Source organism: Sulfitobacter sp. G21635-S1, from assembly GCF_027213915.1.
Classification (GTDB): Bacteria; Pseudomonadota; Alphaproteobacteria; order Rhodobacterales; family Rhodobacteraceae; genus Sulfitobacter.
The window spans coordinates 75,503-98,956 of sequence record NZ_JAPWGV010000014.1 but is presented as its reverse complement, the minus strand read 5'-3'; the positions used below and the strand labels follow the sequence as shown (position 1 = coordinate 98,956).

The following is a 23,454-nucleotide window of genomic DNA, read 5'->3' as shown; positions in this document are numbered from 1 at the left end:
CATCGCAGCATTAAACTTTCATGACGGCAAAAAGTGCTTTCCGATCAGTGATTTGCCTTCTTTGCCACGTATTCTCCCGGCGCATCTCCCAGAATTTTCCTGCCATCATCCCCCGGTTTCCGCGCCTTGATCATCGCGCCGGACCGCTTTTTCAGCCAGGCTCCCCAGCGCGGCCACCACGACCCTTCGTGAAATTCCGCCGCTTCCAGCCAGCCTGTGTGCTCCGCTTCAAGCGAGGGGTTCACGTAATGGCCGTATTTCTTCTTGGACGGCGGGTTCACGATCCCCGCGATATGGCCCGACTGGGTCATGATAAAGGTCTTGTCCGAGGATCCCATCTGCCGCACGCCGCGGTAGCTGTCTTTCCAGGGCGCGATATGGTCGGTCTCGCAGGCCACGGCACACAGCGGCACATCCACATCGCCCAGCACCAGATGATGCCCCAGAATGTCGAATCCCCCTTCCGCCAGCTCGTTGCGCTGACACAGGCCGCGCAGGTACTGCATCGCCATCTTGGCAGGCAGGTTGGCCCCGTCCCCGTTCCAGTAGAGCAGATCGAAGGCCGGCGGCGTTTCTCCCATGATGTAATGTTTGACGGCAGGGGCATAAACTAGGTCGTTCGACCGCAGGAAGGAAAAGGTGCGCGCCATGATGACCGAGGGGAGAATCCCCTTGTCCGCCGTCTCCCCCTCGATCCCGTCGATGAAATCGTCGGTCAGGAAGGGTTGGAACTCCCCCTGATCGGAGAAATCGGTCAGCGCGGTAAAGAAGGTCGCGGATTTGACCGATTTGTCGCCGCGCTGCTTGAGCAGCGCCAGGACAAGCGACAGGGTGGTCCCGGCAATGCAATAGCCCACCGCATTCACCTTCTTCTCGCCGGTGATCGCCTTGACCTCGCGAATCGCGGCCAGATAGCCATCCTCGATGTAATCCTCCATCCCGACATCGCGGTAGGTGCTGTCAGGATTGACCCAGGACACCATGAACAGCGTGTGACCCTGATCCAGCAGCCATTTCACCAATGAGTTCTGTTCCTTCAGGTCGAGGATATAGAACTTGTTGATCCAGGGCGGGAACACCAGCAGCGGCGTCTTGTACACCTTTTCGGTGGTCGGCGTGTACTGGATCAGCTCGAACATCTTGTTGCGATAGACCACCTTGCCCGGTGTGCTTGCGATATTCTCGCCCAGCTTGAAGGCCTTTTCATCGGCCAGCCGCACGATCAGTTCACCGTCGTTGGCCTCCAGATCGGAAATCAGGTTCTCGATTCCCTTCACCAGGCTCTCGCCCTCGGTCTCGATCGCGCGTTCCAGCGCGTCGGGGTTGGTGGCCAGGAAATTCGTCGGGCTCATCATGTCGATGATCTGACGGCTGAAATAGGCCAGCCGCTTTTTCTCATGCGGCTCCATGTCGGTGACATCTTCGACCGCCTGCTCCAGCGCCTGCGCGTTGATCATGTACTGCTGCTTGACGAAGTTGAAATAGGGATGGGTCTGCCACAGCGGATTGGCAAAGCGCCGGTCGCTTGGCGTATTGTCCTCCGGTGCGGTCAGCGTGCCCTTGGCCAGGGCCTGCTGCGCCTCGACGAAATGGGTCATCGTCCTGGTCCAGAACGACAGCTGATGTTCCATCAGCTTGGCCGGGTTGGTCATGGCTTCGGTCAGATAGGCCTGCTGCGCCTTGGCGAACAATTCCTGGTTCGGTCCGTCCAGCGCCTGCCGGTGGGTCTGGCGATGTGCCATCACCTGCCCCAGCCGCTCGGTCAGCTGCTCCACCTTCTTGAGGTTTTCCACCATCCGGGACAGGGACGCGTCACTCAATGCCGGGTCGTTTTTAGTTTTAGTTGTCATCTTAACCTTTTGCTCCTATCTTCGCAGGTGCAGCATTTCATGGACCGCTTCAGGGGCCGGACCAAGGAGGTGCGCAATCTCGGGCCCAAAGGAGACCCCTATGCGTTACATGGCTTCTTACGATCTGATGGAGACCGTCAGAAATACCAACCAATGGCTCGGCGCGTCAGCGCTTGCCATGGCATCCTACCCTGCTTTTTCAATGTTTCCAAACCCTGGCTTGAACTGGATGGCGGCCTGGGGCGAAGTAACCGAACGGACCTTCAGCCGGATCGTCGTCAAACCCGACTGGAACATCCCCGCGATCCCCGGCAACGACGGCCAGGACCATGTCGTCAGCGCTGAAATCTCCCTGTCGCGCGACTTTGGCGATCTGCTGCATTTCAAGATTTCGGGCCGTCCCACACCGCCCCGCAAGGTGCTGCTGGTGGCCCCGATGTCCGGCCATTATGCCACATTGCTGCGCTCCACCGTGATCAGCCTGCTGCCCGATTGCGACGTCTATATCACCGACTGGCACAATGCGCGCGACATTCCCGTCAGCGCCGGCAAGTTCGATGTCGAGGATTATACACTCTATCTTGTCGATTTCATGAAGCATCTGGGCCCGGACACCCATGTGATCGCCGTCTGCCAGCCCGCCCCGCTGGCGCTGGCCGCCACCGCCTACCTGGCCGAGGAAGCGCCAGACGCCCAGCCGCGCAGCCTGACCCTGATCGGCGGCCCGATCGACCCCGGTGCCGCCCCCACCGAAGTCACCGACTTTGGCCACAGCGTCACCATGGGCCAGCTGGAACACATGATGATCCAGCGGGTCGGCTTCAAATACGCCGGCGTCGGCCGCAAGGTCTATCCCGGCCTGCTGCAGCTGTCCTCCTTCATCTCGATGAACGCGGAAACCCATTTCAAGGCGTTCAGCGACCAGATCGGCCGCGTCGCCCGGGGCGAGGCGCATGAACACGACAAGCACAACAAGTTCTACGATGAATATCTTGCCGTGATGGACATGACGGCGGAATTCTACCTGTCGACCGTCGACCGGATCTTCAAGAACCACGAAATCGCCAGCAACAACTTTACCGTCGCAGGGCGCAAGGTGGACATCGGCAAGATCACCACCGTCGCGGTCAAGACCGTCGAAGGCTCCAAGGACGACATCTCCGCCCCCGGCCAATGCGTCGCCGCGCTGGATCTGCTGACCGGCCTGCCCGACAGCAAGAAGGCCAGCCACCTGGAAGAAGGGGCCGGACACTACGGCATCTTTGCCGGTGGCAGCTGGCGCGAGAACATCCGCCCGCTGGTGCTGAACTTCATCGACGAAAACAGCGGCGATCCGCAGCCCAAGACAAAAAAGGCGGCGAACAAGAACCAGGCGGCCTGATCCATGGCCAGGCCGCATGATATCGCATTCGCCTGCAACTGCGGCAAACTGGCAGGCACCCTGCGGGGGGCCAGCCCCGGTGCCGGCACCCATTCCGAGTGCTTTTGCCGCGACTGCCGCGCGGCGGAACTGCACCTGGGCCAGCCCGACCCGGCCCCCGGCCCGGTCGGCATCTTTCAGACCACACCGGACCGGCTGACCATCACCAAGGGGGCCGATAGGCTGGCGGTCTTCTCCTTTGGCGACAAGAACCTGCTGCGCTGGCAAGCCGCCTGCTGCGGCACGCCGCTGTTCAACACGCCGCGCAGCGCGCGGTTTTCCTTCGTCGGCATCCGCACCAATATCCTGGGGGAAACCGCGCCGCTTGGCCCGGTGGTCGGTCAGGCCTTCCTCCCCACCGACAGCGGCAAGACCCGCCACAAAGGTCTGCCGCGGTTCATCTGGGGCGCGCTCAGCCGCAGCGCGCTTCAGCTCATCACCGGCAGATGGAAGAAAACACCGTTTTTCAAGGCCGATGGCGCCACGCTGGTCAGCCCGGTCGAGGTGCTGCCACAGGGCACCCGCAAAGCCCTGCTCGACGCCGCGTCCTGACCAAATCCGCTGCCGTTACCGCAACACCAGCGGCTGGCGCATCCATTTGCGCAGCGCCGCCGTGGTCTCTGCGGGTTGTTCCAGGGTTGGCAGATGGCCCGCATCCTCCAGCACCAGAAGCTCGGCATAGGGGATCAGCTCTGCCATGAAACTGTGGCGTTTGACCGGGCTCAACGTGTCATGCCGCCCGCAGAGCACCAGCGCCGGGGCCTTGCATTTGCGCAGCACCGCCTGCTGGTCGCGCCGCCGCTGCAAGGCGCGGGACTGGCGGATGAACACCTCCGGCCCCAGCGTCTCGGCCATGTCCAGGGCCAGTTCCAGCACCTCGGCACGCTGACCGCCGGGGGCCAGGCTGGCCGCCGGAATTTCGTCGCGCATCACCTCAAGCAGCCGCCCCGACCGGACCCGCACGATCTGCGGCTCGCGGTTCGCGGCGGCAACGGGGGTTTCGGCAAGCGGATTGGTGCCCATCAGGCAGATCCGGGTCACCCGGTCCGGCGCGCGCCGCAGCAGTTCCATCGCCACCACGCCGCCCATGCCCTGCCCCGCCACGGCAAAGCGGTTCGGCAAGAGGTCGAGAATGCCCGAGGCAATCTCCTCGATCCGTTCACCCTTTGTGATGGGGGCCAGCATGACAGCCATGTCAGCCGAAAGCTCGGCGATCTGGGGCCCGAAAAGCCGCGCGTCACACATCATGCCGGGCAACAGCACCAGCGGCTCGGCCATATCAGCGCACCTTGTTGATCTCAAAAGTCTTTCAGTCCGGGCGAGTGCCCGCTTCATCCTCTATAGCATGGCCGGGGGGTGCCGCAACATCAGGCATCTTGATGCCGCGCAGGGGCGGAAAATCGGCATAGCGCCGCGCACGGGTGGCGGCACTTTCGTCTGGCGCCTCTCCGGCCCGCAGCAGCATCCCGCGCGGCGCGACATAGCTGGAAATCGTGCGCCAGGACTGCGGACGCCAGACCAGGTTGAAGGCCGCCAGCTTGGGAAAGAACCACATCTCCGAATAGGGCAGATGGTCATGCACCCACCAGGCCAGATCGCGCCAGTCGCGCCCTTCGGCATATTGATCGGCAAACCAGGGGATCACGACGCTGGCCCCGGCCACGGCCCGGTCACCGCCGGCCCAGTCCCAGATATGGCATTCCAGCGGGTTGTCATTGTGCGCGCAGTTCAGGCGGTTCTCGTTGCCATAGCGGTTCAGCGCCCGGCTGCGATAGCCCGACCGCACCGCGACCCGGCCAAAGGTTTCCTCCAAAGGGTCCATCAGCGCGCTGCAGAACGCCCGCCCGTTCGCGATCACCAGATCGGGATCGTCCGGCACATTGGGAATGCCGTGAAAGCCCGAAATCTCGGAGTAGAGGAAATCGCGCATGTAGAAATGTTTCGACAGGCGGACCCGGCCAAAGGTCTCAAGGCTCCACATGCTGGCCGGTCTGCGCATCAGCCGTGGCCGTTCCAGCGAAAGGCGCCATCCGGGGCCAGCGGCGCAAAGGGGTTGTGGGTGACCTCCCAGATATGCCCCTCGGGGTCCGCAAAATACCCCACATGCCCGCCCCAGAAGATGTCATGCGCGGGCCGCAGGATACGGCCCCCCGCGGCCTCTGCCCGCGCCAGCAACGGGGCAACCTGCGCCTTGTCCCGCACATTGTAGGACAGCGTCATTGCCCCATGGCCCAGCGTTTCCACCGGCACGCCAATGTCCTCGGCCAGTTTCCCGATCGGGTAAAGTCCCAGCGTCTGACCTATCAGATCATAGGCGACAACGCCGTCCGGGCTCTCCACCCGGACCCAGCCCAGGGCGTCGTAAAAGGCGGCCAGCCCGGCCTGATCCCCTGCGCCCAGCGTGATCAGCGAAATACGTTGTTCCATTTTTTCAGTCATTTGCAGCCAAAACCTCATCTATCGCCTGAACAATCAGATCCAGACAGGGACCGTCGGAAAACCGGTGATCCGCATCCTTGACCAGCAGCAGCCGCATGTCCGGCCCGGTGGCATGTTCCAGCAGCCGCGTGGCGGTGGCAACGCTGACGGCGGTATCTGCCGTGCCCTGCAGGAACCGCACCGGGAACGGCAGATGCAGCGGTGCGCGCAGCACCAGCTGCTCGCGCCCGTCCGCGATCATGCGCGGCGTGACCAGATAGGGCTCCATGTAGTCCGAGGGCAGCTCCACCATCTGCCCCGCCTCGATCTGCGCGCGCTGCGCATCGGTAAAATTCGCCCAATATCCGTCTTCGGTGAAATCCGGCGCCGCGGCGATGGTCACCAGCCCCGCCAGCCGCTCCGGCTGCGCCCGCGCCAGCAACAGCGCCTGCCATCCCCCCATGGAGGAGCCCACGGGCAGGATCGGCCCCTGCGTCAGCGCCGCCACCGCCTCGGCCGCGTCCTCGGCCCAGTCGCCGATGCAGCCATCGGTGAAATCGCCCGACGATTCGCCATGTCCGGAATAATCGAAGCGCAGAAAGGCCCGCCCGTTGCGGCGCGCCCATTCCTCCAGAAACACCGCCTTGGTGCCCATCATGTCGGATTTCAGACCGCCCAGAAACACGATGCAGGGCCCTGCCCCCTCGGTCCGGTGATAGGCCAGCCTGCGCCCTGATTTCGTGTCCAGAAATGCCGGTATGGTCATGGTGCCCCCTTTTTCGGGTCATCATGCGCAACACCGGGTCCAAGGGCAACCGCGAGAATCCCGCGTTACCGTTGTACCGGCGCGCCCGGCGGGCGCGCGGGCCTCAGCCGCTGACGTAGGTCGATGTCTTGGGCCGGTAAAAGATCTTCTGACCGTGAAGCCGCCCCAGCAGTTCCTCGTTCTCGCGCTGGTCGTCCTCGATCACCCGGATCGATTCCATATGCGCCGGGTTGTCGCTGCCCAGGGCAAGCCGCATGCGGGACAATTCACGACCACGGGCGCGCAGCGCTTCCTCGATCATGTCGACATCCGCAATCGTCAGGTTGAATGTCCGGTTGTAGCTTGCCATGCCGCGCTCCTTCACGGAAATGTTGCCGGGGTATCAGTGTCGCTTTTACGCTCTTGAACGTCGCAGTCAACGTATAGTTTGACATTCACAGCCCTTCGGCCTCGGTCAGCCCCCGCGCGGTGAAAAATGCGGCAATCGCCATGACGGCAAAGAGCGTCAAAGTGGCCTCGGGCCCGATCAGCGCGGCCCCGCCGCCCAGCACCCCCGCCCCCAGCAGCAAGACCCCGATGACGGTATTGGTGACAGCGGCATAGGCCGCGCGCCGGCCCTCTGGCGCGAGGTCCACCAGATAGGTGGACCGGCCCTGCCGGACCCCGTGATAGGCGATCATCAGGACAAAAAGCACCAGCGGCATCGCCATCCACTGCCCCGCCAACCCCAGCGCCCAAAGGGCAACGCCCGCGCCCATGGCAACAGCCCCGAGAAGGCCCGAGAACATCAGAACCCGGCGGCTGGAGTGATCCGCAAGCCGCCCCCAGACATAGGAGCTGACCAGCGAGGCCAGCGCCGAGGCCAGCACAAGGGCACCGAGCCTGCCCAGCGTGCTCTCCCCCGACAGGACCACCAGATAGGGCGGCGCCAGTGCCGTCGACACCAGCAGCCCCCGCGTGATGATGAAACGCCACAGCACCGGGTCTTCCCTGAGCACCGCGAAATGGGCAATGGTATCGCCGCCGGTCTCGCTCCTTTCCTCCTCCAGGGTGGTGAACAGCAGGGCGGCAGCCCCCCAGAACAGGGCGGCCAGGGCAATCGCGGCAATGACCAGCCCCGCGCTTTGCCCCGGCCCCAGGATCAGCAGGGCGGCAAAGACCAGCACACCGACAGAGGAGGCCGACCCCGCCAGCCCGGTCACCGCACCGCGCCGGGACAGCGACACCGTCTTGCCCAGGATCGCCTTGTAAGAGACCGAACAGGCCGCCCGGCAGACCGCCAGCAGCGCCAGCGCCGCGCAGATGGCAAGGCCCGCCGTCTGCCCCTCCAGCGACAGCGCCGCCAGCACGATCATGCCCGCCGCCAGCCCCTGACCGGCGCTGCCCAGCACCCATATCCATTTGCGCCGGGCCATGCGCTGCAACAGCGCCGCAAGCGGCATCTGCGGCAGCAGCGCCCCCGCCTCGCGGATCGGCACCAGCGCGCCCGCAAAGACCGCAGGCGCCCCCAGCGCCGTGAGCAGCCAGGCCAGCACCAGCTTGGGGTCGATCAGCCCGTCCGCCACCTTGGTCATCGACAGCGCCGCGATATGCCGCAAACCGTTGCGCCCTTCGCTCGGGCCGGGGCTGTCAGCGCCTTCGCCACCCGCGATCCTGCTGAAAATTCCCTGTGCCGTGCCGTCGGTCATCCGCGCTTCCACCCTGTCCCGTGATCCAGATGCAGTTAGGGCGTCGCCTGCGAATGAAAAGCGCGGCCAGTGGCAGATCGCGGAGCTATGGCTTGCGGGCGGTGCAAAACGGGATCGCCGCCTTGCCCTGTCCCCTACATCTACCTCTACCTCTACATCCGCGCGCGCGCGCTGGCGGGATCATACATGCTGTCATGGGTCACCACCGCCTCGCGCATCTCGCCATGGACGGAGACCTGCAGCGCCGTGCCTTCGGCCGAAAGGGCCGGTGGCACCAGCGCCATCGCGATGTCATGGGCGAAATGATAGGAATAGCCGCCCGATGTCACGCGTCCGACCAGTGCGCCCTCCTGATACACCCCCTCGTCCGCGAGGACGGAGGTATCGCAGGACGGCAGTTTCAGCGTCACCAGAACCCGCGCCGGCCCCGCCGCCGCTTCCGCACGCAGCGCATCGCGCCCCAGGAAATCGCCCTTGTCCAGCTTGACGAAACGGCCCAGCCCGGCCTCCAGCGGCGAGATGTCCTGCGACAGCTCGCGGTTGATCGCGCGGTAGGATTTCTCCAGCCGCATCGATTCCAGCGCCCGCAGGCCAAAGGGCACCATCCCATGCGCCGCCCCCGCGTTCAGCAGCAGGTCGACCAGATGCCGGTTGTAGGCGACGGGGTGGTGCAATTCCCACCCCAGCTCCCCGGTATAGCTGACCCGGATCAGCCGCACATCCCGTGCATAGCCGACCTCGCCCAACTGGGCAGAAAGCCAGGGGAAGGCCGCGTTCGACAGGTCGTTGTCGGTCAAGGGCTGCAGGATCTCGCGGGATTTCGGACCGGCGATGGCAATGACGCCAAGCTGCTCGGACAGGTTTTCCAGGATCACGCTGCCATCCTGCGGCAAGAGCCGCGACAGCTGGTCAAGGTTGCGGACCTCGCCGTTCGGCGTGCTGACGAGATAGAAATCGTCTTCGCCATAGCGCACCACCGTATATTCCGCGTCGATCCCGCCGCGTGGATTGCAGACCACGCTCAGACTCAACCGCCCCACTTTCGGCAGCGCATTGGCCATGATCCCGTCCAGCCAGGCCGCCGCCCCGGCCCCGCGCACGCGGAACTTGGTCATCGGCGACATCTCGATCAGCCCGGCCGCGCTGCGGGTCGCCCGCACCTCGGCCTCGACATGTTCCATCGACCGTGTCCTGCGAAAGCTGGCCTCCGGCAGCGCCAGCTCGGGTGATGGCGCGTACCAGTTCGGAACCTCATAGCCGTCAAGCACGGTCCAGACCGCACCCTTCGCCGTCAGAAGGTCATAGGACCCCACCGTCTTCAGCGGGCGTCCCGCCGGCGTATCCTCACCCGGGATATGGGCCAGCATGTGCCGCCCCCAGGTCTCGCGCACCTTGTCGGCGGTCCAGCGCTTGGTCACGTAATCGCCAAAGCGCCGCGGGTCGAGCGCGGACATGTCCATGCCCGGGTCGCCGTTCAGGATCCAGCGGCTCAGACGCGCGCCCATGGTGCCGCCCCAGAGGATGCCACCCGGCACCCCCTCGGCCAGCCACAGCCCCTCGTGGCCCGGGGCAGGACCGCACAGCGGCATCTCGTCCGGGGTCATCTGGAAGGGTCCGCGCGTATTGGCCTTGATGCCCACCTCGCCCAAGGTTGGCACCCGCTCGATGGCCCGCTCCCACTGGCTTTCGACGGCATCGAAATCCTCCGGCAGCAGATCCGCGCCGAAATCCTTCGGCACCCCGTCCACGGCAAAGAGCTTGAGGTCCTTCTCGAATTCATAGGGTCCGAACTGAAAGGCGCCCGTGTCCTCGCGCAGATAGGCGCCGTAATCCTCGTCGCGCAGGATCGGCAGTTCGGGCAGCCCCGCGGCCTTGCGGTCTTTCAGCGCGGGCACCACTTCGGTGGTCCAGTATTGATGGACAATCGGGATGCAGGGCAGATCGAGGCCCACGCGCTTTGCATTTTCGCGGGCATAATTGCCGGTGGCAAAGACCAGGTGATCGCAGGTGATCTCGCCCTGCGAGGTGACAACCTTCCAGCCGCCGCCGGGCCGCTTCTCATAGGACAGCGCCTCGGTGTTCTGATAGATCTTGGCACCCTGATCCCGCGCCAGACGCGCCAGCCCCTGGGTGATGTCGGCCGGGTTGATATAGCCATCCTCGCGGTGAAGGATCCCGCCGAAAATGGAGTTGCTGGGCGAAAGATAGGGATGCTGTTCCTGCACCTGCTCAGGCGTCAGCAGCTCAGCCGGAACGCCTGCCGCCTCCGCGATGCTGATATAGCTCTGGAACTCGTCCCAGCGGTCCCGGGTGTTGGCAACGCGCAGCTGGCCCACCTGACGCAGCCCGCAGGAGGTGCCCAGCCGGCGTTCCACATCTGCATAGATCCGGATCGTTTCCATTGTCATCTGGCTGATGACATGCGAGCGCACGAAGGTGACCAGCAATCCCGCCGCATGCCAGGTCGACCCGGCGGTCAGCTGGCTGCGCTCCAGCAACACGGCATCGGAACACCCCTGTTCGGTCAACCCGAACAGGATGGATGCGCCAACACATCCCCCTCCTACGACAACGACCTTGGCATGTGATTGCATGAGCATCCCCTATGAAATTTCTGGGCGAGGCTATTCCGCCAAACCGCAGTTGTCCCGTGCAAAACCGCAACCCGAAAATCGCGTCGCGCAGCTGCGGCGCTGCGCCCGAATCCCGCTGGACGGCCTTACAAGGGCGGAGACTAGGTCGTGTTGACATTCATTGTCGCCCACCCGTTTCAGTCCAAAACTGCTCAGTTCCAGGCAAGAGAGCGCAGGAATAGCCAGCTATTTCAAGCTCTCTTAACGCAGAAATGGGCAATTTTGGCGAAACCCCTGCGGGGCGCGGCGGATTTTGCCTCTGCCATCCCGGATGTTCACTTCCAATGATCACATTGCTGCGCTCACATCAGGGCGCCAGCGGCAAAATCCGTCTCGCGCGGGTGGGCGACAATGAATGTCAACACGACCTACGGTCAGTTGCCGCAGGGTGAAAGCCGGGGATGCATTTGCGCTCGCCCGTCTGTCAGCTGCCAGGCAAGATCGACCTTTCGTCAGATCGCAGACCCGGCGCGCGGCGCTCTGACCGAAGAAGGACGGGCCAAAAGCCAAGCGGTCAGTCGTGAGAATGCAGCGATGGGCGGGAACGCACCCCTTGCGGCCATTCTCCCATCTCGCGACAATGCGGGCAGACAATGGAAATTGAGTGTCAGGCGAACCGAATGCTGGAAATTTCACATCTGGACCATCTTGTTCTTACGGTTTCGGACCTGGACAAGACCTGCGCGTTTTATGAAAAAGTTCTTGGCTTCGAGATCATCACCTTCGGGCAAGGAAGGAGGGCGATGGCGTTTGGCAAACAAAAGTTCAATCTGCATCAGGCAGGTCAGGAGTTTGAACCAAAGGCACTGCGCCCCACACCAGGGTCGATGGATCTGTGCCTGATAACGTCGCTCTCCCCGGACATCGTTGTGGAAATGCTCAGGCGTGCTGCCGTTCCGATAGAGGCCGGGCCCATCGCACGCACGGGCGCCCAAGGGCCTATACTGTCGGTCTATATACGCGACCCGGACCATAACTTGATCGAGATTTCGAGTTACGACGCATGACCGGTTGACCCCGGTTCTGCGCAAATGAAGACATGTCATTTTTGACATGTCAGATTGCTGACAAACCCGGAAACGGCTGCCGCCGGAGGTAAATCGTTCTTCTGCGCTCAGCGTTACGTTTTCGAACGAAGGGCCGCGCCCGAGCCTGGGAGGGCGCATTGAGACGCGCATTCGGAGCGCCTCCCTTACAAATATCAATGTTGTCAGTGTGATACGAGAAGTCACCAAAAGCGCCCTCCCGTTTTGCCGGAGGCAAACCTTCGGTTTGACGGGAGGGTCGGGCGCGGCCCGGGCTGACACCCGGGCCAAGCTTGTGGCTGGCGTCGTGGAAGAACGATTTCGTTGTTTCGGGGGGGCGGGTGCAGGAACGTGTTTTTTCAGCAATCTGACATGTCATTTTTGACATGTCTTGATTTGCGGATCAGTGCCGCGCGCATATGGCACCTTCATGGTTGGCGCAGCGGAGGTCCGGAAAGCGCCCGGAGTCAGGCGAAGCGCAAGCCGGGCCGTCGCCTGCCCGGGGTGGGCGATGCCGACTTGTGTAAATGCCACTTAATTTCTCTGCCATGATGAATCCCGTCAGTGGAACTCCTGGCCTCTCCAAATCGCCCGCCCGTCATGCCAAAGGCATGCCAACGATCAAGGGCGCACCTTTGGTGCGACCGGCGGGCAGGCGATGGCCCGGCGCCTTCGGCTTGTTCCGGGCCTGGGTGCCTTTGATCGACGGCTGTTTCGTCCACGCACCGGTCTTTCACGCATCTCGCATCAATGCTCCGGTCCGGGTCGGAAATGGCTGGCGGCAGGATCAGGATTGCCCACCGCGACTTCCCGACAGGTTTCAGAAAATCCGTGGGTTCGGATCGCATTGGCAAGGCAGTCGACACTCTCGCAAGGGCCAGCCCCCCCGCTGCCGCCCGCCGCGCAAACATCACGGCGAAACCCGGCTTTCCCGACACCATCCGCCAAAAATTCCCACCGCGCGCCCCCTTCGCTGCCGCCCGAGGTTGACAAGCCCCCGACCAGGCGCGATGTCTGCGCCCTCATAACCCGCAACCGGGCGTCTCGTAGGCGCCAAACCGACGAGGAGGCCCAGATGGCCCAGATCACCCTTACCCTTCCCGATGGCAATGCACGACAGTACGACGCAGGTATCACTGCGGGCGAGGTCGCGGCAGACATCTCCAAATCCCTCGGCAAGAAGGCCATCAGCGCCACCGTGAACGGCGCCCATTTCGATCTGGCCTGGCCGATCGAAGGCGACGCCGACATCGCCATTCACACCATGGCGGACGAAGATCAGGCCAACGAACTGGTGCGCCACGACCTGGCCCATATCATGGCCCGCGCCGTGCAGGAAATCTGGCCCGACACCCGCGTCACCATCGGCCCTGTCATCAAGGACGGCTGGTACTACGACTTTGACCGCGCCGAGCCCTTCACCCCCGAAGACCTGGGCGAGATCGAAAAGAAGATGAAAGAGATCATCAACAAGCGCGATCCCGTCCGCACCGAGGTCTGGGACCGTGATGTTGCACTCAAATACTACGAAGAGCGGGGCGAGCCCTACAAGGTCGAGCTGATCGAAAGCATCCCGGGCGACGAGCCGCTGCGCATGTACTGGCACGGCGACTGGCAGGATCTCTGCCGGGGTCCGCACCTGCAACATACCGGCCAGGTGCCGGGCGACGCCTTCAAGCTGATGTCCATTGCCGGCGCCTATTGGCGCGGCGACAGCAAGCGCCAGATGCTGCAACGCATCTACGGCGTGGCCTTCACCGGCAAGGAAAAGCTGCGCGCGCATCTGAACATGCTGGAAGAAGCCGCCAAGCGCGACCACCGCAAGCTGGGCCGCGAGATGGACCTCTTCCACATGCAGGAAGAAGCCCCCGGTCAGGTCTTCTGGCACCCCAACGGCTGGACCATCTACACCACCCTGCAGGACTACATGCGCCGCAAGCAGCGCGCGGGCGGCTACCGCGAGATCAACACCCCCCAGATCGTCGACCGCAAGCTGTGGGAACTTTCGGGCCACTGGGACAAGTATCAGCACCATATGTTCATCGTCGAAGTGGACGAGAGCCGCGACGGCGAGAATGACGATGCCGCCGCAACCAACAAGGCCGAAACCCGCATCAACGCGCTGAAGCCGATGAACTGCCCCTGTCACGTCCAGGTCTACAATCAGGGCCTCAAATCCTACCGCGACCTGCCGCTGCGGCTGGCCGAATTCGGCTCCTGCACCCGCTACGAGCCCTCCGGCGCGCTGCACGGCATCATGCGCGTGCGCGGCTTTACCCAGGATGACGCCCATATCTTCTGCACCGAGGAACAGATCGAGGCGGAATGCGCCCGCTTCATCGAATTCCTCGCCGAGATCTATGCCGAGCTGGGCTTCCCCGAGTTCGAGATCAAATTCGCCACCCGCCCCGAAAAGCGCGTGGGCACCGAGGAATCCTGGGATTACGTCGAAAACGCGCTGGAGGAAGCGATCCGCAAGACCGGCCGCACCTACACGCTGGAACCGGGCGACGGCGCCTTCTATGGCCCCAAGCTCGACTTCTACCTGACCGATGCCATCGGCCGTGTCTGGCAATGCGGCACCTTCCAGGTGGACCCGAACCTGCCCGAACGGCTTGATGCCACCTATATCGGCGAGGACGGGGCCAAACACCGCCCCTTCATGCTGCACCGCGCCACGCTGGGCAGTTTTGAACGCTTCGTCGGCATCCTGGTGGAGGAACACGCAGGCAAGCTGCCCTTCTGGCTGGCCCCGCGTCAGGTTGTGGTCGCCTCCATCACTTCCGAGGCCGATGACTACGTGCAGGAGGTCGTGGCCGAACTGCTGGCCGCAGGCGTGCGCGCCGAAGCGGACACGCGCAACGAAAAGATCAACTACAAGGTCCGCGAACATTCGGTCGGCAAGGTGCCCGTGATCCTGGCCGTCGGCGCGCGCGAGGTTGAAGACAAAACAGTCTCCGTCCGCCGCCTTGGCGAAAAACAGACATCCGTGCAGCCGCTTGCCGAAGTGGCTGTAACATTGGCCGCCGAGGCCACGCCGCCGGACCTGCGCGCGTTGTAACATTCACCGGGCGGTGCCTGCCGCCCGGCGCCCGCCTGAAACAATTTCGCCGCAATGGCGCTGTCTTCGCGCAACTTTCACCGGATTTCTCACGTTTCTCCTGACAGGATCGTGACACACCTGCTCGTGAATGGTGCTAAGGTCCGGTGACTGCTTTACTCAAGGCATCACATGTTCCACATGACGAATACAGGAGGCTTTGTGTCCAACACCATGAAATCATTCGCCATTGCAGGCGCAGTTGCCGCCGCGATGACGGCGCAGGGCACCACGACCGCCGAAGCGGCATCCAAGGAAAAATGCTACGGCGTCAGCCTTGCCGGTGAAAACGATTGTGCGGCCGGCCCCGGCACCACCTGTGCAGGCACCTCCGTGACCGATTATCAGGGCAACGCCTGGACGCTGGTTGACGCTGGCACCTGCGCCGAAATCGAGCTGCCGCAAATGGCCGACGGAACGCCACGCCAGGGCTCTCTTGAGGCGCTGGACCGCGACCCGCCCGCATAACCCAAGGATCCGCACCCCGGGCCAACTGTCCGGGGTGCCACTCTGCCCCCGACCCCAGCTGCCCGGAGCGATATGATGCTTGACGCGGCCCGCCCGTTTGACCACCTGCCGAATGCCCCCGGCGTTGGCTACAAACCCCAGCATTTCAACGACCTGCAGAACGACCCCGGCGATGTCGCCTGGATCGAGGTCCATGCCGAGAACTATATGGGCGACGGTGGCCGCCCGCTGGCGCAACTGCGCGCCCTGTCGGAAAAATTTCCCCTCTCGGTACATGGCGTTGGCCTCTCCATCGGCGGCGAAGGGCCGCTGGACCGCGACCATCTCGCCCGGCTGAAAAAGCTCTGCGACTGGGCCAAACCGGCCAGTTTCTCCGAACATCTGGCTTGGTCCACCCATGGGGCGGAATTCCTGAACGATCTGCTGCCGCTGCCCTATACCCGGGCCACACTGGCCCGTGTCGCGGACCACATCAATCAGGTGCAAGACTGGCTGGGGCGGCGGATGCTGCTGGAAAACCCTTCCAGCTATCTTGTTTTTGACGAGTCCGACTTGTCTGAATGCGACTTTTTATCCGCGCTGACCCGGCAGACTGGCTGTGGTCTCTTGCTGGATGTGAACAATGTCTTCATTTCCGCCACCAATCTGGGGATCAGCGCGCAGGCCTATATCGACGCCTATCCGACCGACCGGGTCGAAGAGCTGCATGTCGGCGGCCATGACGAGGATCACGACGATCATGGCGCGCCGCTGCTGATCGACAGCCACGGCAAACCCGTGGCCGATCCGGTCTGGGCCCTGCTGGATTATGCGCTGGCGCAGACCGGCCCGAAACCGGTGCTGGTGGAATGGGACAATGATGTGCCCGACTGGCCCATCCTGCGGGCAGAGGCGCAGCGCGCCGCAAGGGCGCTTGCCGGATGACTGCGCAGGAGGCATTCCGGCAAGCGCTGCTGGACCCGGACCAGCCGGTGCCGACCGGCCTCAGCGATGGCAAGGCCAGCCCCGCCGGCCGGCGCTATGCGGTCTACCGCAACAATGTCACGGTCTCGCTGACCGAAGCGATGAACACCGCCTTCCCGCTGGTGCGCAAGCTGATCGGGGGGCAGCGTTTTGACCGGCTGGCGCTGGAATTCATCCGCGCCTTTCCGCCCCGCTCGCCGCTGATGATGTTCTACGGCGCTGATTTTCCCGCCTTCATCCAGGGTTTCGCCCCCCTGTCGCAGATCGGCTATCTGGCCGATGCCGCCCGGCTGGACCTCGCCCTGCGCCGGTCCTACCACGCGGCGGATGCCGCAGCGTTCGATCCGACCCCGCTGGCAAGCATGACCCCGGGGGCGCTGACGGAACTGCGCCTGCCGCTGGCCCCGGCCAGCGTGATCCTGCGCTCGGCCTGGCCGCTCTACGACATCTGGCGCTTCAACATGCAGCCCGATGCGCCCAAACCCGCCGCCATACCGCAGGACGTGCTGGTCACCCGGCCCGAATTCGACCCGGCGCCGCATCCCCTGCCCGCCGGTGCCGCCGACTGGCTCGCCGCCCTTGCCGAAGGTCACACCCTGGGCGCGGCGGTGGACAGGGCCACCGCATGCCACGCGGATTTCGATCTGGGCCGCAGCCTGACCGCCGCCCTGAATGCCCGGGCCTTTACGGCTCTTTGATCAAGGACACGATATGTCATCACTCCTGTCTCATTATTTCGCCGTGACCGACAGGCTGGCACGGGCAGACTGGCTCCTGTCGACGCTTGCAAGGTTCCTTGTTGCCGCGATCCTGCTGGTCTACTTCCTGAACTCCGGTCTGACCAAGCTGGGCGATGGTCTGGCGGGCCTCCTGATGCCTTCCGCCGGTGCCTATGCCCAGATTTTCCCCAAGGCGTTCGAGGCCGCAGGATATGATTCCGACGCGCTTTCCGTGTTTCACCAGATTGTCGTCATAGCCGGAACCTGGGCCGAATTCATCCTGCCCGTTGCCATCGTGCTGGGGCTGTTCACCCGGCTCGCGGCGCTTGGCATGATCGGCTTTGTCGTGCTGCAATCCCTGACCGACATCTACGGCCACGGCCAGACCGATGCCCTGGGGGCATGGTTTGACCGCTTCCCCGATGCGCTTGTGCTGGATCAGCGCGGCCTGTGGGTGTTTGTCCTGCTGGTGCTGGTGATCAAGGGCGCAGGCCCCCTGTCATTCGACCGGGCGTTGCGGGGCAGCATGGGCCCTGCCTGAGGGCCCGGGATCAGGAAGCAAGCGCTTTGACCTCGGCCTCGACCTGGCTGTTCCACCCCAGGAAAAGCGCATTTCCCGCCGCAATCAGCGGCCGTTTCATCACCGCCGGATACGCCTTGATCAGGTCCCGCGCCGCCATGCCGCGCGCCGCCTCGTCCAGCCCCCGCCAGGTCGCCGAGCGCGTATTGACCAGCGCCGCCTGAAACTGCTCCAGGGCCGCATCCAGCACCGCATCGGGCAGGCCATCGGCCCGCACATCCACCAGTTCCGCAGCAGGCAGCGATTTCAATGCCTTGCGGCAGGTGTCACAATTCTTCAATCCATAGATGCGCATTTTGCGGGCCCTTTTGTTATTCCCCGGTTGTTTATTGCAGGAAATTTGGACGGGAAACTTGATTTTCCGGCACAGTGCTCAATCTTTTTACCTGTGGGCCCGGGCGATGAACGGGCACACCCTGCTGCGGCAGGAACAGCAAAGATCAAAGGAGGCACGGACATTATGCCAACTGGCACCGTGAAGTGGTTCAACACAACCAAAGGGTACGGTTTCATCGCACCCGAAGGTGGGGGGAACGACGTTTTTGTACATATATCTGCAGTGGAGCGGTCCGGCCTGACCGGCCTTGCTGACGAGCAGAAAGTGAGCTTCGAACTCACCGAGGGACGCGACGGGCGTCAGATGGCGACCGATCTGGCGCTGCTCTGACCGATCCGGTCCCGGCGGCATGGCACCGGGACCGCCCGATCACATCAGTCGCAGCCCTTGAGGCCCGCCTGACAATGCGCACGCGCCGAGCGCACGTAAGTCTTCCTGACCGGTTTGTGTCTGCGTACCGGATGGGCCATGGCCTGCTGGTATGAGATGCTCTGGTTCGGCGTACCGCAGCAGATGACCCCCGCGATGGTGATGGGCTGCAGGCCCGCCGGGCAGTAATTTGCGCTGGCCGGATAGGCATAAATCTTGGGCTGAGCCGCGACCTGTGCAGGCATCAGCGTGGTAAATGTCATGGCGATGGCGGCCATCGCGCCGGTTGTGAAACGCATATTATCCCTCATTTATCATACCGCTATGTCGCCCAAGTGTGACCGCGCGGGGCGAAGCTGTCCAGCGTTTATTGCCGCATTTGCCGGTGTCCCGGGGTGACTGGCGCCCGTCCCTACCCCAATTGTGCAGGCAGATGCTGGTAGCCGTGAAAGCGGATGCGCCCGCCGGGCACGCGACCCTCCGTGAGCCGGTAGGACGGATAGCGGCGCAGGAAACGGGCAATCGCAATACGCCCCTCCATCCGCGCCAGGGTCAGCCCGACGCAGACATGCGGCCCGCCGGCAAAGGCCAGATGCCGGTTGGGCCGGCGCGCGATGTCAAAGACGCCGGGATCCTCGAACACCGCCGGATCACGGTTGGCGGCACCGATGCACAGGTGCAGATTGCTGCCCGGCGGAATCCCGTACCCGCCCAACGTGACCGGGGCCGTTGTCTCACGGTTGCCAAACTGGTTCGGAGACCGCAGGCGCAGCACCTCTTCCACCATCGTGTCGATCAGGGCGGAATCATCGATAAGCCGTTGTTTCTGATCAGGAAAATCATTCAGCAAGGCAAGGCCGTTGCCGATCAGGTTGGTCGTGGTCTCATGCCCCGCATTCAGGATGAAAATGCAGTTCTGGATCAGCTCGGTCTCGGTCAGCCTGCCGCTGTCGTCACCGTTGATCAGGCGGGTCAGCACATCGGTCTCCGGATCACCCGGATCGGCGCGGCGGCGGGCGATGAGGTCTTGCAGATAGGTCTTGAATTCCCTCACCGCCCGGTGGCCACGGGCCAGCTGCGCCTCGGTCAGCGTGGGTTCCAGCGCGCTGAGGATGGCCAGCGACCAGTCCCGCAGGGGCGCGCGTTCATCCATCGGGACATCCAGCAGGTTGCCGATGATCTGGATCGGGATGGAGGAGGCGAAATCCTCGATCAGGTCGGCCTCCGGCGGCATCGTCTCCAGCAGGTGATCGACGGTGGCAATCAGCCCCGGCTCCATCCGCGCCAGCGCTTTTGGCGTCAGCGCCGAGGTCATGATGCGCCGCACGCGGGTGTGCAGCGGCGGGTCGTTGAAAACGAGGCTGGTGGTGTGGTGTTCGTAGAGCGGTGAGCCGGGGCCGAACTTGGGCGCGAAGGCCTGTTTCTTGTCCGAGATATAGAGCGCGGTGTCGCGGTAGATCGCGTTCAGATCGGCATGGCGGCTGATCAGGAATGACCCGTCGGGCTGCGGGCAGACCGGGGCCTCGGCCAGCAGGCGGTCGTAATGCGGGAAGGGATTTTCAAGGAAATCCGCGGGGGGATGGGACAGGTCGAACATGGGCAGAGTCTGGGGGGATTTTCGCGGCTGTCAATGAGGTGCCGGAGGGCTCACAGGTGTGAACATTAAGTCATTGTTAATATTTACTTATTTCTGGTTTCCGGTGCGCACCGTGAGGTCTTTGTCCGGGACCACGCGCCCGGACCGGGAAACCGCAGGCTGGGTTTCATCCCGCGGTGCCGCCGCGTAGATCGCTGCGTGCCCTGGCAATGGCCGCTGTTCAGCCCAGCCAGACGGCCTGTGCAGCATCGTCCCAGCCCAGCGTGTACCGCGTGCCATCGGTGAGGATGGGGCGGGCCATCAGGGCGGGCTGGTCCAGCAGCTGCGCCTCGGCCTCGCTCTCGCGCATCCAGACGCTGAGGTTGCGGTAGGTCTGGGATTTCCGGTCGATGAGATTGTCCCCGAATTCCGCGATCAGGGGCGCCCATTCCGCTTCGCTCAGCGGATCTGCGCGGACATCGCGCAGGGTGACACGATGGCCTGCGTCGCTCAGCGCCTTGGTGGCTTTCTTGCACTCGGAACAGGTGGGCAGGCCGTAGAGGATCATGTTGGAGGCTTTCCTTGGGGTATGGGCATATGGCGTTTCATGTTCCATTAACCTTGATTTGCCACAAATTGACCATGCCCAATTACCGTCGTCCCCGCCAGCCTGGTGCCAGTGTGTTTTTGACCGTCACGCTGGCAGAGCGCGGCGCGTGGTGGTTGGTGGATCATATCGAAAGCCTGCGGATGGCGGTGCGCAGGACGCGGGAAGAGCGGCCCTTCAGGATTGATGCATGGGTCGTCTTGCCCGATCACATGCATTGTGTGTGGACCTTGCCCGAGGGGGACAGGGATTTCTCGACTCGGGTGCAGGTGATCAAGTCCCGGTTTTCGCGCAGAGTGCCAATGGGCCATCGGCGGTTGAGCCATGTCGTGCGGCGAGAGCGTGGCCTCTGGCAGCGGCGGTTCCGGGAGCATCATATTCGAAATGAGGCCGATTTTCACAACCATATCGCGTATTGTTGGCACAATCCGGTGAAACACGGATTTGTGGAACGCCCCGAAGATTGGCCATTTTCATCATGGCATCGCGACCACCCGTAGGGTGCGCATTCATGCGCACCGGCAGCGAGCGGTTGAGAGGCGGGATCGACCGTAGGGTGCGCATTCATGCGCACCGTCAGCGAGAGGTTGCGCGGGGGGATCGACCGTAGGGTGCGCATTCATGCGCACCGATAGCGCCAGGTTGCGCGGGGGATGGTGCGCAATGAATGCGCACCCTACGGTGAATTGAAAAGGAGCACCGCGCCCGAACCGAGGGGCGGAAGCGAAGCGCCCGCGTCACGCCGCAGGCGTGCCTCCGGCACGACGGGGGCGGTTCGGGCGCTGCCAAATCGGAGATTTGGCATGGATTCCAAGGTTAGATGCCTTAACTTGGTTCTATTTGGCTATCCGCTCGAATGAACCCGGTCTCATAGGGGCTCCACAATTCGATCCCCCTTTGAGCTGACGTCGCAAAGAGGTCGCCACGATAGCGTGTGCGATATCTTTCCAACATATGATCTTTCCCCATAATCAACGCATACGCAACTGAGCTTCCGTGAGCACCCAAGATAATAATACCAATGCCTTCGGTTGGATTGAGATTATGACGGTAAGCGAACTGATCCGAAGAGTTCAGTTTTCCCATTTGCAAAGCGCCATGAGATGGCGCGACTTCAATCAAACTTTCGGGAATTCCCTCCTTAAGTATTCCCTCCATTTCCATCCATCTGACTAAGATGCACATGGTCTCAGTGATTGTTTTTCTCGTGTGATGGTACCAAAGCGCACAGGCTTGCTTCGCAACCCAAGGATTGAGCCAATCGACATAGACTCTCTTATTTATCCCGACTTTGTGCAAATGCTCCGGGCCAGAGCCAATATCCCAGACCTCCGGTGCATCAAGAGTACCAATGTAGTCCAGGACTTCAGGGGTGTTGTTCCTAACACCTTGAGCGATACGTTCCCAATAGTCGTCGATAAGGCCAGGGTCAAAGACAGCCCCAGAAAGTATGCAAAAGAAAGCCGCTACGTTGTCCAAGTCGGAGCATCCAAGATTACAGCGCTCACAGGCAGCAAACTCCAATCCCTTGAGTCTATATTTATTCCTAAACAAGACCTTTGGGGGTGCGTGTTCAATGGTAGTTGCGAGTACAGTTCCACCACAAAAACAACAGAACGGGTTGGCCTCAAAAAACTCTGCGGTACCTATTCTTCTCGCGCACATGACATTTCCAATTTGATTGGCCGCGCAAGTTTGCGCGCCCGTTTTTCACTCAAACTCCCGCCATTCCACCTTGGACATCCCTGAATTCTCCTGCGTCACCTCTTCAGCATCCGGCGCAGGCTGCATTCATGCGCACCGGCAGCGTCAGGTTGCACGGGGGGATGGTGCGCAATGAATGCGCACCCTACGTGGGGTCGTTCAAAACTCCCTCAAACTCCCGCCATTCGCCCTTGCTCATGCCCGAATTCTCCTGCGTCACCTCTTCCCCCTTCAGCATCCGCCGCACGCAGTCCAGCGCCTTGCCGGAGAGCGTCGCCCCCCCAAGACGGTAATCCTCGAAGGCGCCGTAGGCGGCTGGCACCCAATCGGCCACCACCTTGCAGATCGCATCGGCATAGACCCGGATTTCGTATTGCGCATGGGCGTCGGCGCGCAGTCTCAGGAAGTGGAACAGGTTGTGCAGGTCCACCTTCCAGTACCATTGGGTATAGACATTGGCAGGCAGGTTCATGCGGGCCAGTTCGCGGGCCAGACCGTCCTGGCCGTCCTGGTTGATCATCTGTTCGTAATGGTCATAGGCGCGGTTGCTGTCGGATTTCAGGATTTCGAGGACGCGGGCGGCCTCCTCCCCCTCCAGCACACCGCCGCGGCCCTGGTTGTTGACCACGGATTGCGCGTTGATGTGTTCCGGCGCGGGGATGTAGAATTCGCGGTCCAGGATCGAATAGCGGGCGGAATATTCGTTCACGTTGGCGGTGCGGTGGCGGATCCACTGGCGCGCGACGAAGACGGGCAGTTTCACATGCAGCTTGATCTCGCACATCTCGAAGGGGGTCGAATGCCAGTGCCGCATCAGGTAGCGGATCAGCCCTTCGTCGTTCTGCACGCTCTTGGTGCCCTTGCCATAGGAGACGCGGGCGGCCTGGCAGATCGCTGAATCGTCGCCCATGTAGTCGATCACCCGGATGAAGCCGTGGTCGAGCACCTCATGCGCCTTGTAGAGATGCGCCTCCATCCCCGGCACGGTGGCGCGCAGGGTCTGCTGCGACTGGCTGCGCAGGGTGTCGATTTCGGCTTGTTGCTCTGGCGTGAGGGTCATGGGGCGCGTCCTGTGATGGGCTTGGGATTCGGGATTTACTATATCTGCGGGGGTGCGTCACAGGAACCACGATATGCGGTATTGTTTTTGGGATGCACTGGGGCAGGAAAATGACACTCCCCCCTATCGCGCGTTGACAAGGCAGGCAGGGGTTTGGGAGGGTGCGAAAAA

Annotated in this window: 24 protein-coding genes; 10 read left to right on the top strand and 14 right to left on the bottom strand. The window is 62.8% G+C overall.

Translation table 11 applies throughout. The annotated features are described in order from the left end of the window. Nucleotides 1-44: 44 nt before the first annotated feature. Nucleotides 45-1,850, bottom strand: coding sequence for a PHA/PHB synthase family protein (locus O4H53_RS14790; RefSeq protein ID WP_269364890.1), 1,806 nt, complete (start codon nucleotides 1,848-1,850; stop codon nucleotides 45-47). 100 nt (nucleotides 1,851-1,950) lie between these two features. Here O4H53_RS14790 and phaZ point away from each other — a divergent pair, with 100 nt between their 5' ends. Together phaZ and O4H53_RS14780 are read left to right on the top strand one after the other, a co-directional pair. After that, nucleotides 1,951-3,231 carry a polyhydroxyalkanoate depolymerase gene (gene phaZ, locus O4H53_RS14785; RefSeq protein ID WP_269364888.1) on the top strand — a complete coding sequence of 427 codons (1,281 nt, stop codon included), beginning with the start codon at nucleotides 1,951-1,953 and terminating at the stop codon, nucleotides 3,229-3,231. A gap of 3 nt (nucleotides 3,232-3,234) precedes the next feature. Beyond that, nucleotides 3,235-3,822: a DUF6151 family protein gene (locus O4H53_RS14780; protein WP_269364886.1), complete on the top strand. Its 588-nt coding sequence runs from the start codon at nucleotides 3,235-3,237 to the stop codon at nucleotides 3,820-3,822. 15 nt (nucleotides 3,823-3,837) lie between these two features. Here O4H53_RS14780 and O4H53_RS14775 read toward each other — a convergent pair whose 3' ends face one another. The 7 genes from O4H53_RS14775 to O4H53_RS14745 all read right to left on the bottom strand — a co-directional run bounded on the left by O4H53_RS14775 (nucleotide 3,838) and on the right by O4H53_RS14745 (nucleotide 10,736). After that, nucleotides 3,838-4,548, bottom strand: a complete 711-nt coding sequence (locus tag O4H53_RS14775) for an alpha/beta fold hydrolase (protein ID WP_269364884.1) — start codon at nucleotides 4,546-4,548, stop codon at nucleotides 3,838-3,840. A gap of 31 nt (nucleotides 4,549-4,579) precedes the next feature. Then, a complete protein-coding gene (locus tag O4H53_RS14770; protein ID WP_269364960.1) occupies nucleotides 4,580-5,251 on the bottom strand; it encodes a hypothetical protein in 672 nt (223 codons plus the stop codon). Nucleotides 5,252-5,268: 17 nt separating this feature from the next. Next, entirely contained in the window at nucleotides 5,269-5,697 is a 429-nt protein-coding gene (locus O4H53_RS14765; protein ID WP_269364883.1) for a VOC family protein, read from the bottom strand. A 4-nt stretch (nucleotides 5,698-5,701) separates the two neighbouring features. Continuing rightward, nucleotides 5,702-6,454 carry an alpha/beta hydrolase gene (locus O4H53_RS14760; RefSeq protein WP_269364881.1) on the bottom strand — a complete coding sequence of 251 codons (753 nt, stop codon included), beginning with the start codon at nucleotides 6,452-6,454 and terminating at the stop codon, nucleotides 5,702-5,704. A gap of 103 nt (nucleotides 6,455-6,557) precedes the next feature. Continuing rightward, nucleotides 6,558-6,803 (bottom strand): hypothetical protein, encoded by a 246-nt coding sequence (locus O4H53_RS14755; protein WP_269364879.1) that lies wholly within the window; start codon nucleotides 6,801-6,803, stop codon nucleotides 6,558-6,560. 85 nt (nucleotides 6,804-6,888) lie between these two features. Next, nucleotides 6,889-8,142 carry an MFS transporter gene (locus O4H53_RS14750; protein ID WP_269364877.1) on the bottom strand — a complete coding sequence of 418 codons (1,254 nt, stop codon included), beginning with the start codon at nucleotides 8,140-8,142 and terminating at the stop codon, nucleotides 6,889-6,891. A gap of 152 nt (nucleotides 8,143-8,294) precedes the next feature. Beyond that, entirely contained in the window at nucleotides 8,295-10,736 is a 2,442-nt protein-coding gene (locus tag O4H53_RS14745) for a GcvT family protein (RefSeq protein ID WP_269364875.1), read from the bottom strand. Nucleotides 10,737-11,395: 659 nt separating this feature from the next. On the opposite strand from O4H53_RS14745, the gene O4H53_RS14740 reads away from it, so the two are divergent. The 6 genes from O4H53_RS14740 (at nucleotide 11,396) to O4H53_RS14715 (ending at nucleotide 17,591) form a co-directional block, all read left to right on the top strand. Further along, complete coding sequence (locus O4H53_RS14740) at nucleotides 11,396-11,782, top strand: VOC family protein (RefSeq protein WP_269364873.1); 387 nt, start codon at nucleotides 11,396-11,398, stop codon at nucleotides 11,780-11,782. Nucleotides 11,783-12,875: 1,093 nt separating this feature from the next. Continuing rightward, nucleotides 12,876-14,861, top strand: coding sequence for a threonine--tRNA ligase (gene thrS / locus O4H53_RS14735; RefSeq protein ID WP_269364871.1), 1,986 nt, complete (start codon nucleotides 12,876-12,878; stop codon nucleotides 14,859-14,861). Nucleotides 14,862-15,062: 201 nt separating this feature from the next. After that, nucleotides 15,063-15,368: a BufA1 family periplasmic bufferin-type metallophore gene (locus O4H53_RS14730; protein ID WP_269364958.1), complete on the top strand. Its 306-nt coding sequence runs from the start codon at nucleotides 15,063-15,065 to the stop codon at nucleotides 15,366-15,368. A 75-nt stretch (nucleotides 15,369-15,443) separates the two neighbouring features. Then, nucleotides 15,444-16,292 (top strand): MNIO family bufferin maturase, encoded by an 849-nt coding sequence (gene bufB, locus O4H53_RS14725; RefSeq protein WP_269364869.1) that lies wholly within the window; start codon nucleotides 15,444-15,446, stop codon nucleotides 16,290-16,292. Further along, nucleotides 16,289-17,029: an HvfC/BufC N-terminal domain-containing protein gene (locus O4H53_RS14720; protein ID WP_269364868.1), complete on the top strand. Its 741-nt coding sequence runs from the start codon at nucleotides 16,289-16,291 to the stop codon at nucleotides 17,027-17,029. Before bufB ends, O4H53_RS14720 begins: the two co-directional genes overlap by 4 nt. 13 nt (nucleotides 17,030-17,042) lie before the next feature. Beyond that, the gene (locus O4H53_RS14715) at nucleotides 17,043-17,591 is read left to right on the top strand and encodes a DoxX family protein (protein WP_269364866.1); all 549 of its coding nucleotides are present in this window, start codon (nucleotides 17,043-17,045) and stop codon (nucleotides 17,589-17,591) included. 10 nt (nucleotides 17,592-17,601) lie between these two features. Here O4H53_RS14715 and O4H53_RS14710 read toward each other — a convergent pair whose 3' ends face one another. Continuing rightward, the gene (locus O4H53_RS14710) at nucleotides 17,602-17,925 is read right to left on the bottom strand and encodes an arsenate reductase family protein (RefSeq protein ID WP_269364864.1); all 324 of its coding nucleotides are present in this window, start codon (nucleotides 17,923-17,925) and stop codon (nucleotides 17,602-17,604) included. Between the two features lie 165 nt (nucleotides 17,926-18,090). Between O4H53_RS14710 and O4H53_RS14705 the strand changes: the two genes are divergently transcribed. Continuing rightward, complete coding sequence (locus tag O4H53_RS14705) at nucleotides 18,091-18,297, top strand: cold-shock protein (protein ID WP_114275799.1); 207 nt, start codon at nucleotides 18,091-18,093, stop codon at nucleotides 18,295-18,297. Between the two features lie 44 nt (nucleotides 18,298-18,341). Here O4H53_RS14705 and O4H53_RS14700 read toward each other — a convergent pair whose 3' ends face one another. The 3 genes from O4H53_RS14700 to O4H53_RS14690 all read right to left on the bottom strand — a co-directional run bounded on the left by O4H53_RS14700 (nucleotide 18,342) and on the right by O4H53_RS14690 (nucleotide 20,528). Then, on the bottom strand, nucleotides 18,342-18,635 hold the full coding sequence (locus tag O4H53_RS14700) for a hypothetical protein (RefSeq protein WP_269364862.1): 294 nt from the start codon (nucleotides 18,633-18,635) through the stop codon (nucleotides 18,342-18,344). A gap of 113 nt (nucleotides 18,636-18,748) precedes the next feature. Then, complete coding sequence (locus O4H53_RS14695; RefSeq protein ID WP_269364861.1) at nucleotides 18,749-19,933, bottom strand: cytochrome P450; 1,185 nt, start codon at nucleotides 19,931-19,933, stop codon at nucleotides 18,749-18,751. 220 nt (nucleotides 19,934-20,153) lie between these two features. After that, complete coding sequence (locus tag O4H53_RS14690; RefSeq protein ID WP_443069609.1) at nucleotides 20,154-20,528, bottom strand: arsenate reductase family protein; 375 nt, start codon at nucleotides 20,526-20,528, stop codon at nucleotides 20,154-20,156. A gap of 26 nt (nucleotides 20,529-20,554) precedes the next feature. Here O4H53_RS14690 and O4H53_RS14685 point away from each other — a divergent pair, with 26 nt between their 5' ends. Next, on the top strand, nucleotides 20,555-21,019 hold the full coding sequence (locus tag O4H53_RS14685; protein ID WP_269364859.1) for an REP-associated tyrosine transposase: 465 nt from the start codon (nucleotides 20,555-20,557) through the stop codon (nucleotides 21,017-21,019). A gap of 325 nt (nucleotides 21,020-21,344) precedes the next feature. On the opposite strand, the gene O4H53_RS14680 is transcribed toward O4H53_RS14685, so the two are convergent. Together O4H53_RS14680 and thyX are read right to left on the bottom strand one after the other, a co-directional pair. Beyond that, entirely contained in the window at nucleotides 21,345-21,998 is a 654-nt protein-coding gene (locus tag O4H53_RS14680; RefSeq protein WP_269364857.1) for a hypothetical protein, read from the bottom strand. 370 nt (nucleotides 21,999-22,368) lie between these two features. Next, nucleotides 22,369-23,283, bottom strand: coding sequence for an FAD-dependent thymidylate synthase (gene thyX / locus O4H53_RS14675; protein ID WP_269364855.1), 915 nt, complete (start codon nucleotides 23,281-23,283; stop codon nucleotides 22,369-22,371). Nucleotides 23,284-23,454 lie beyond the last annotated feature (171 nt).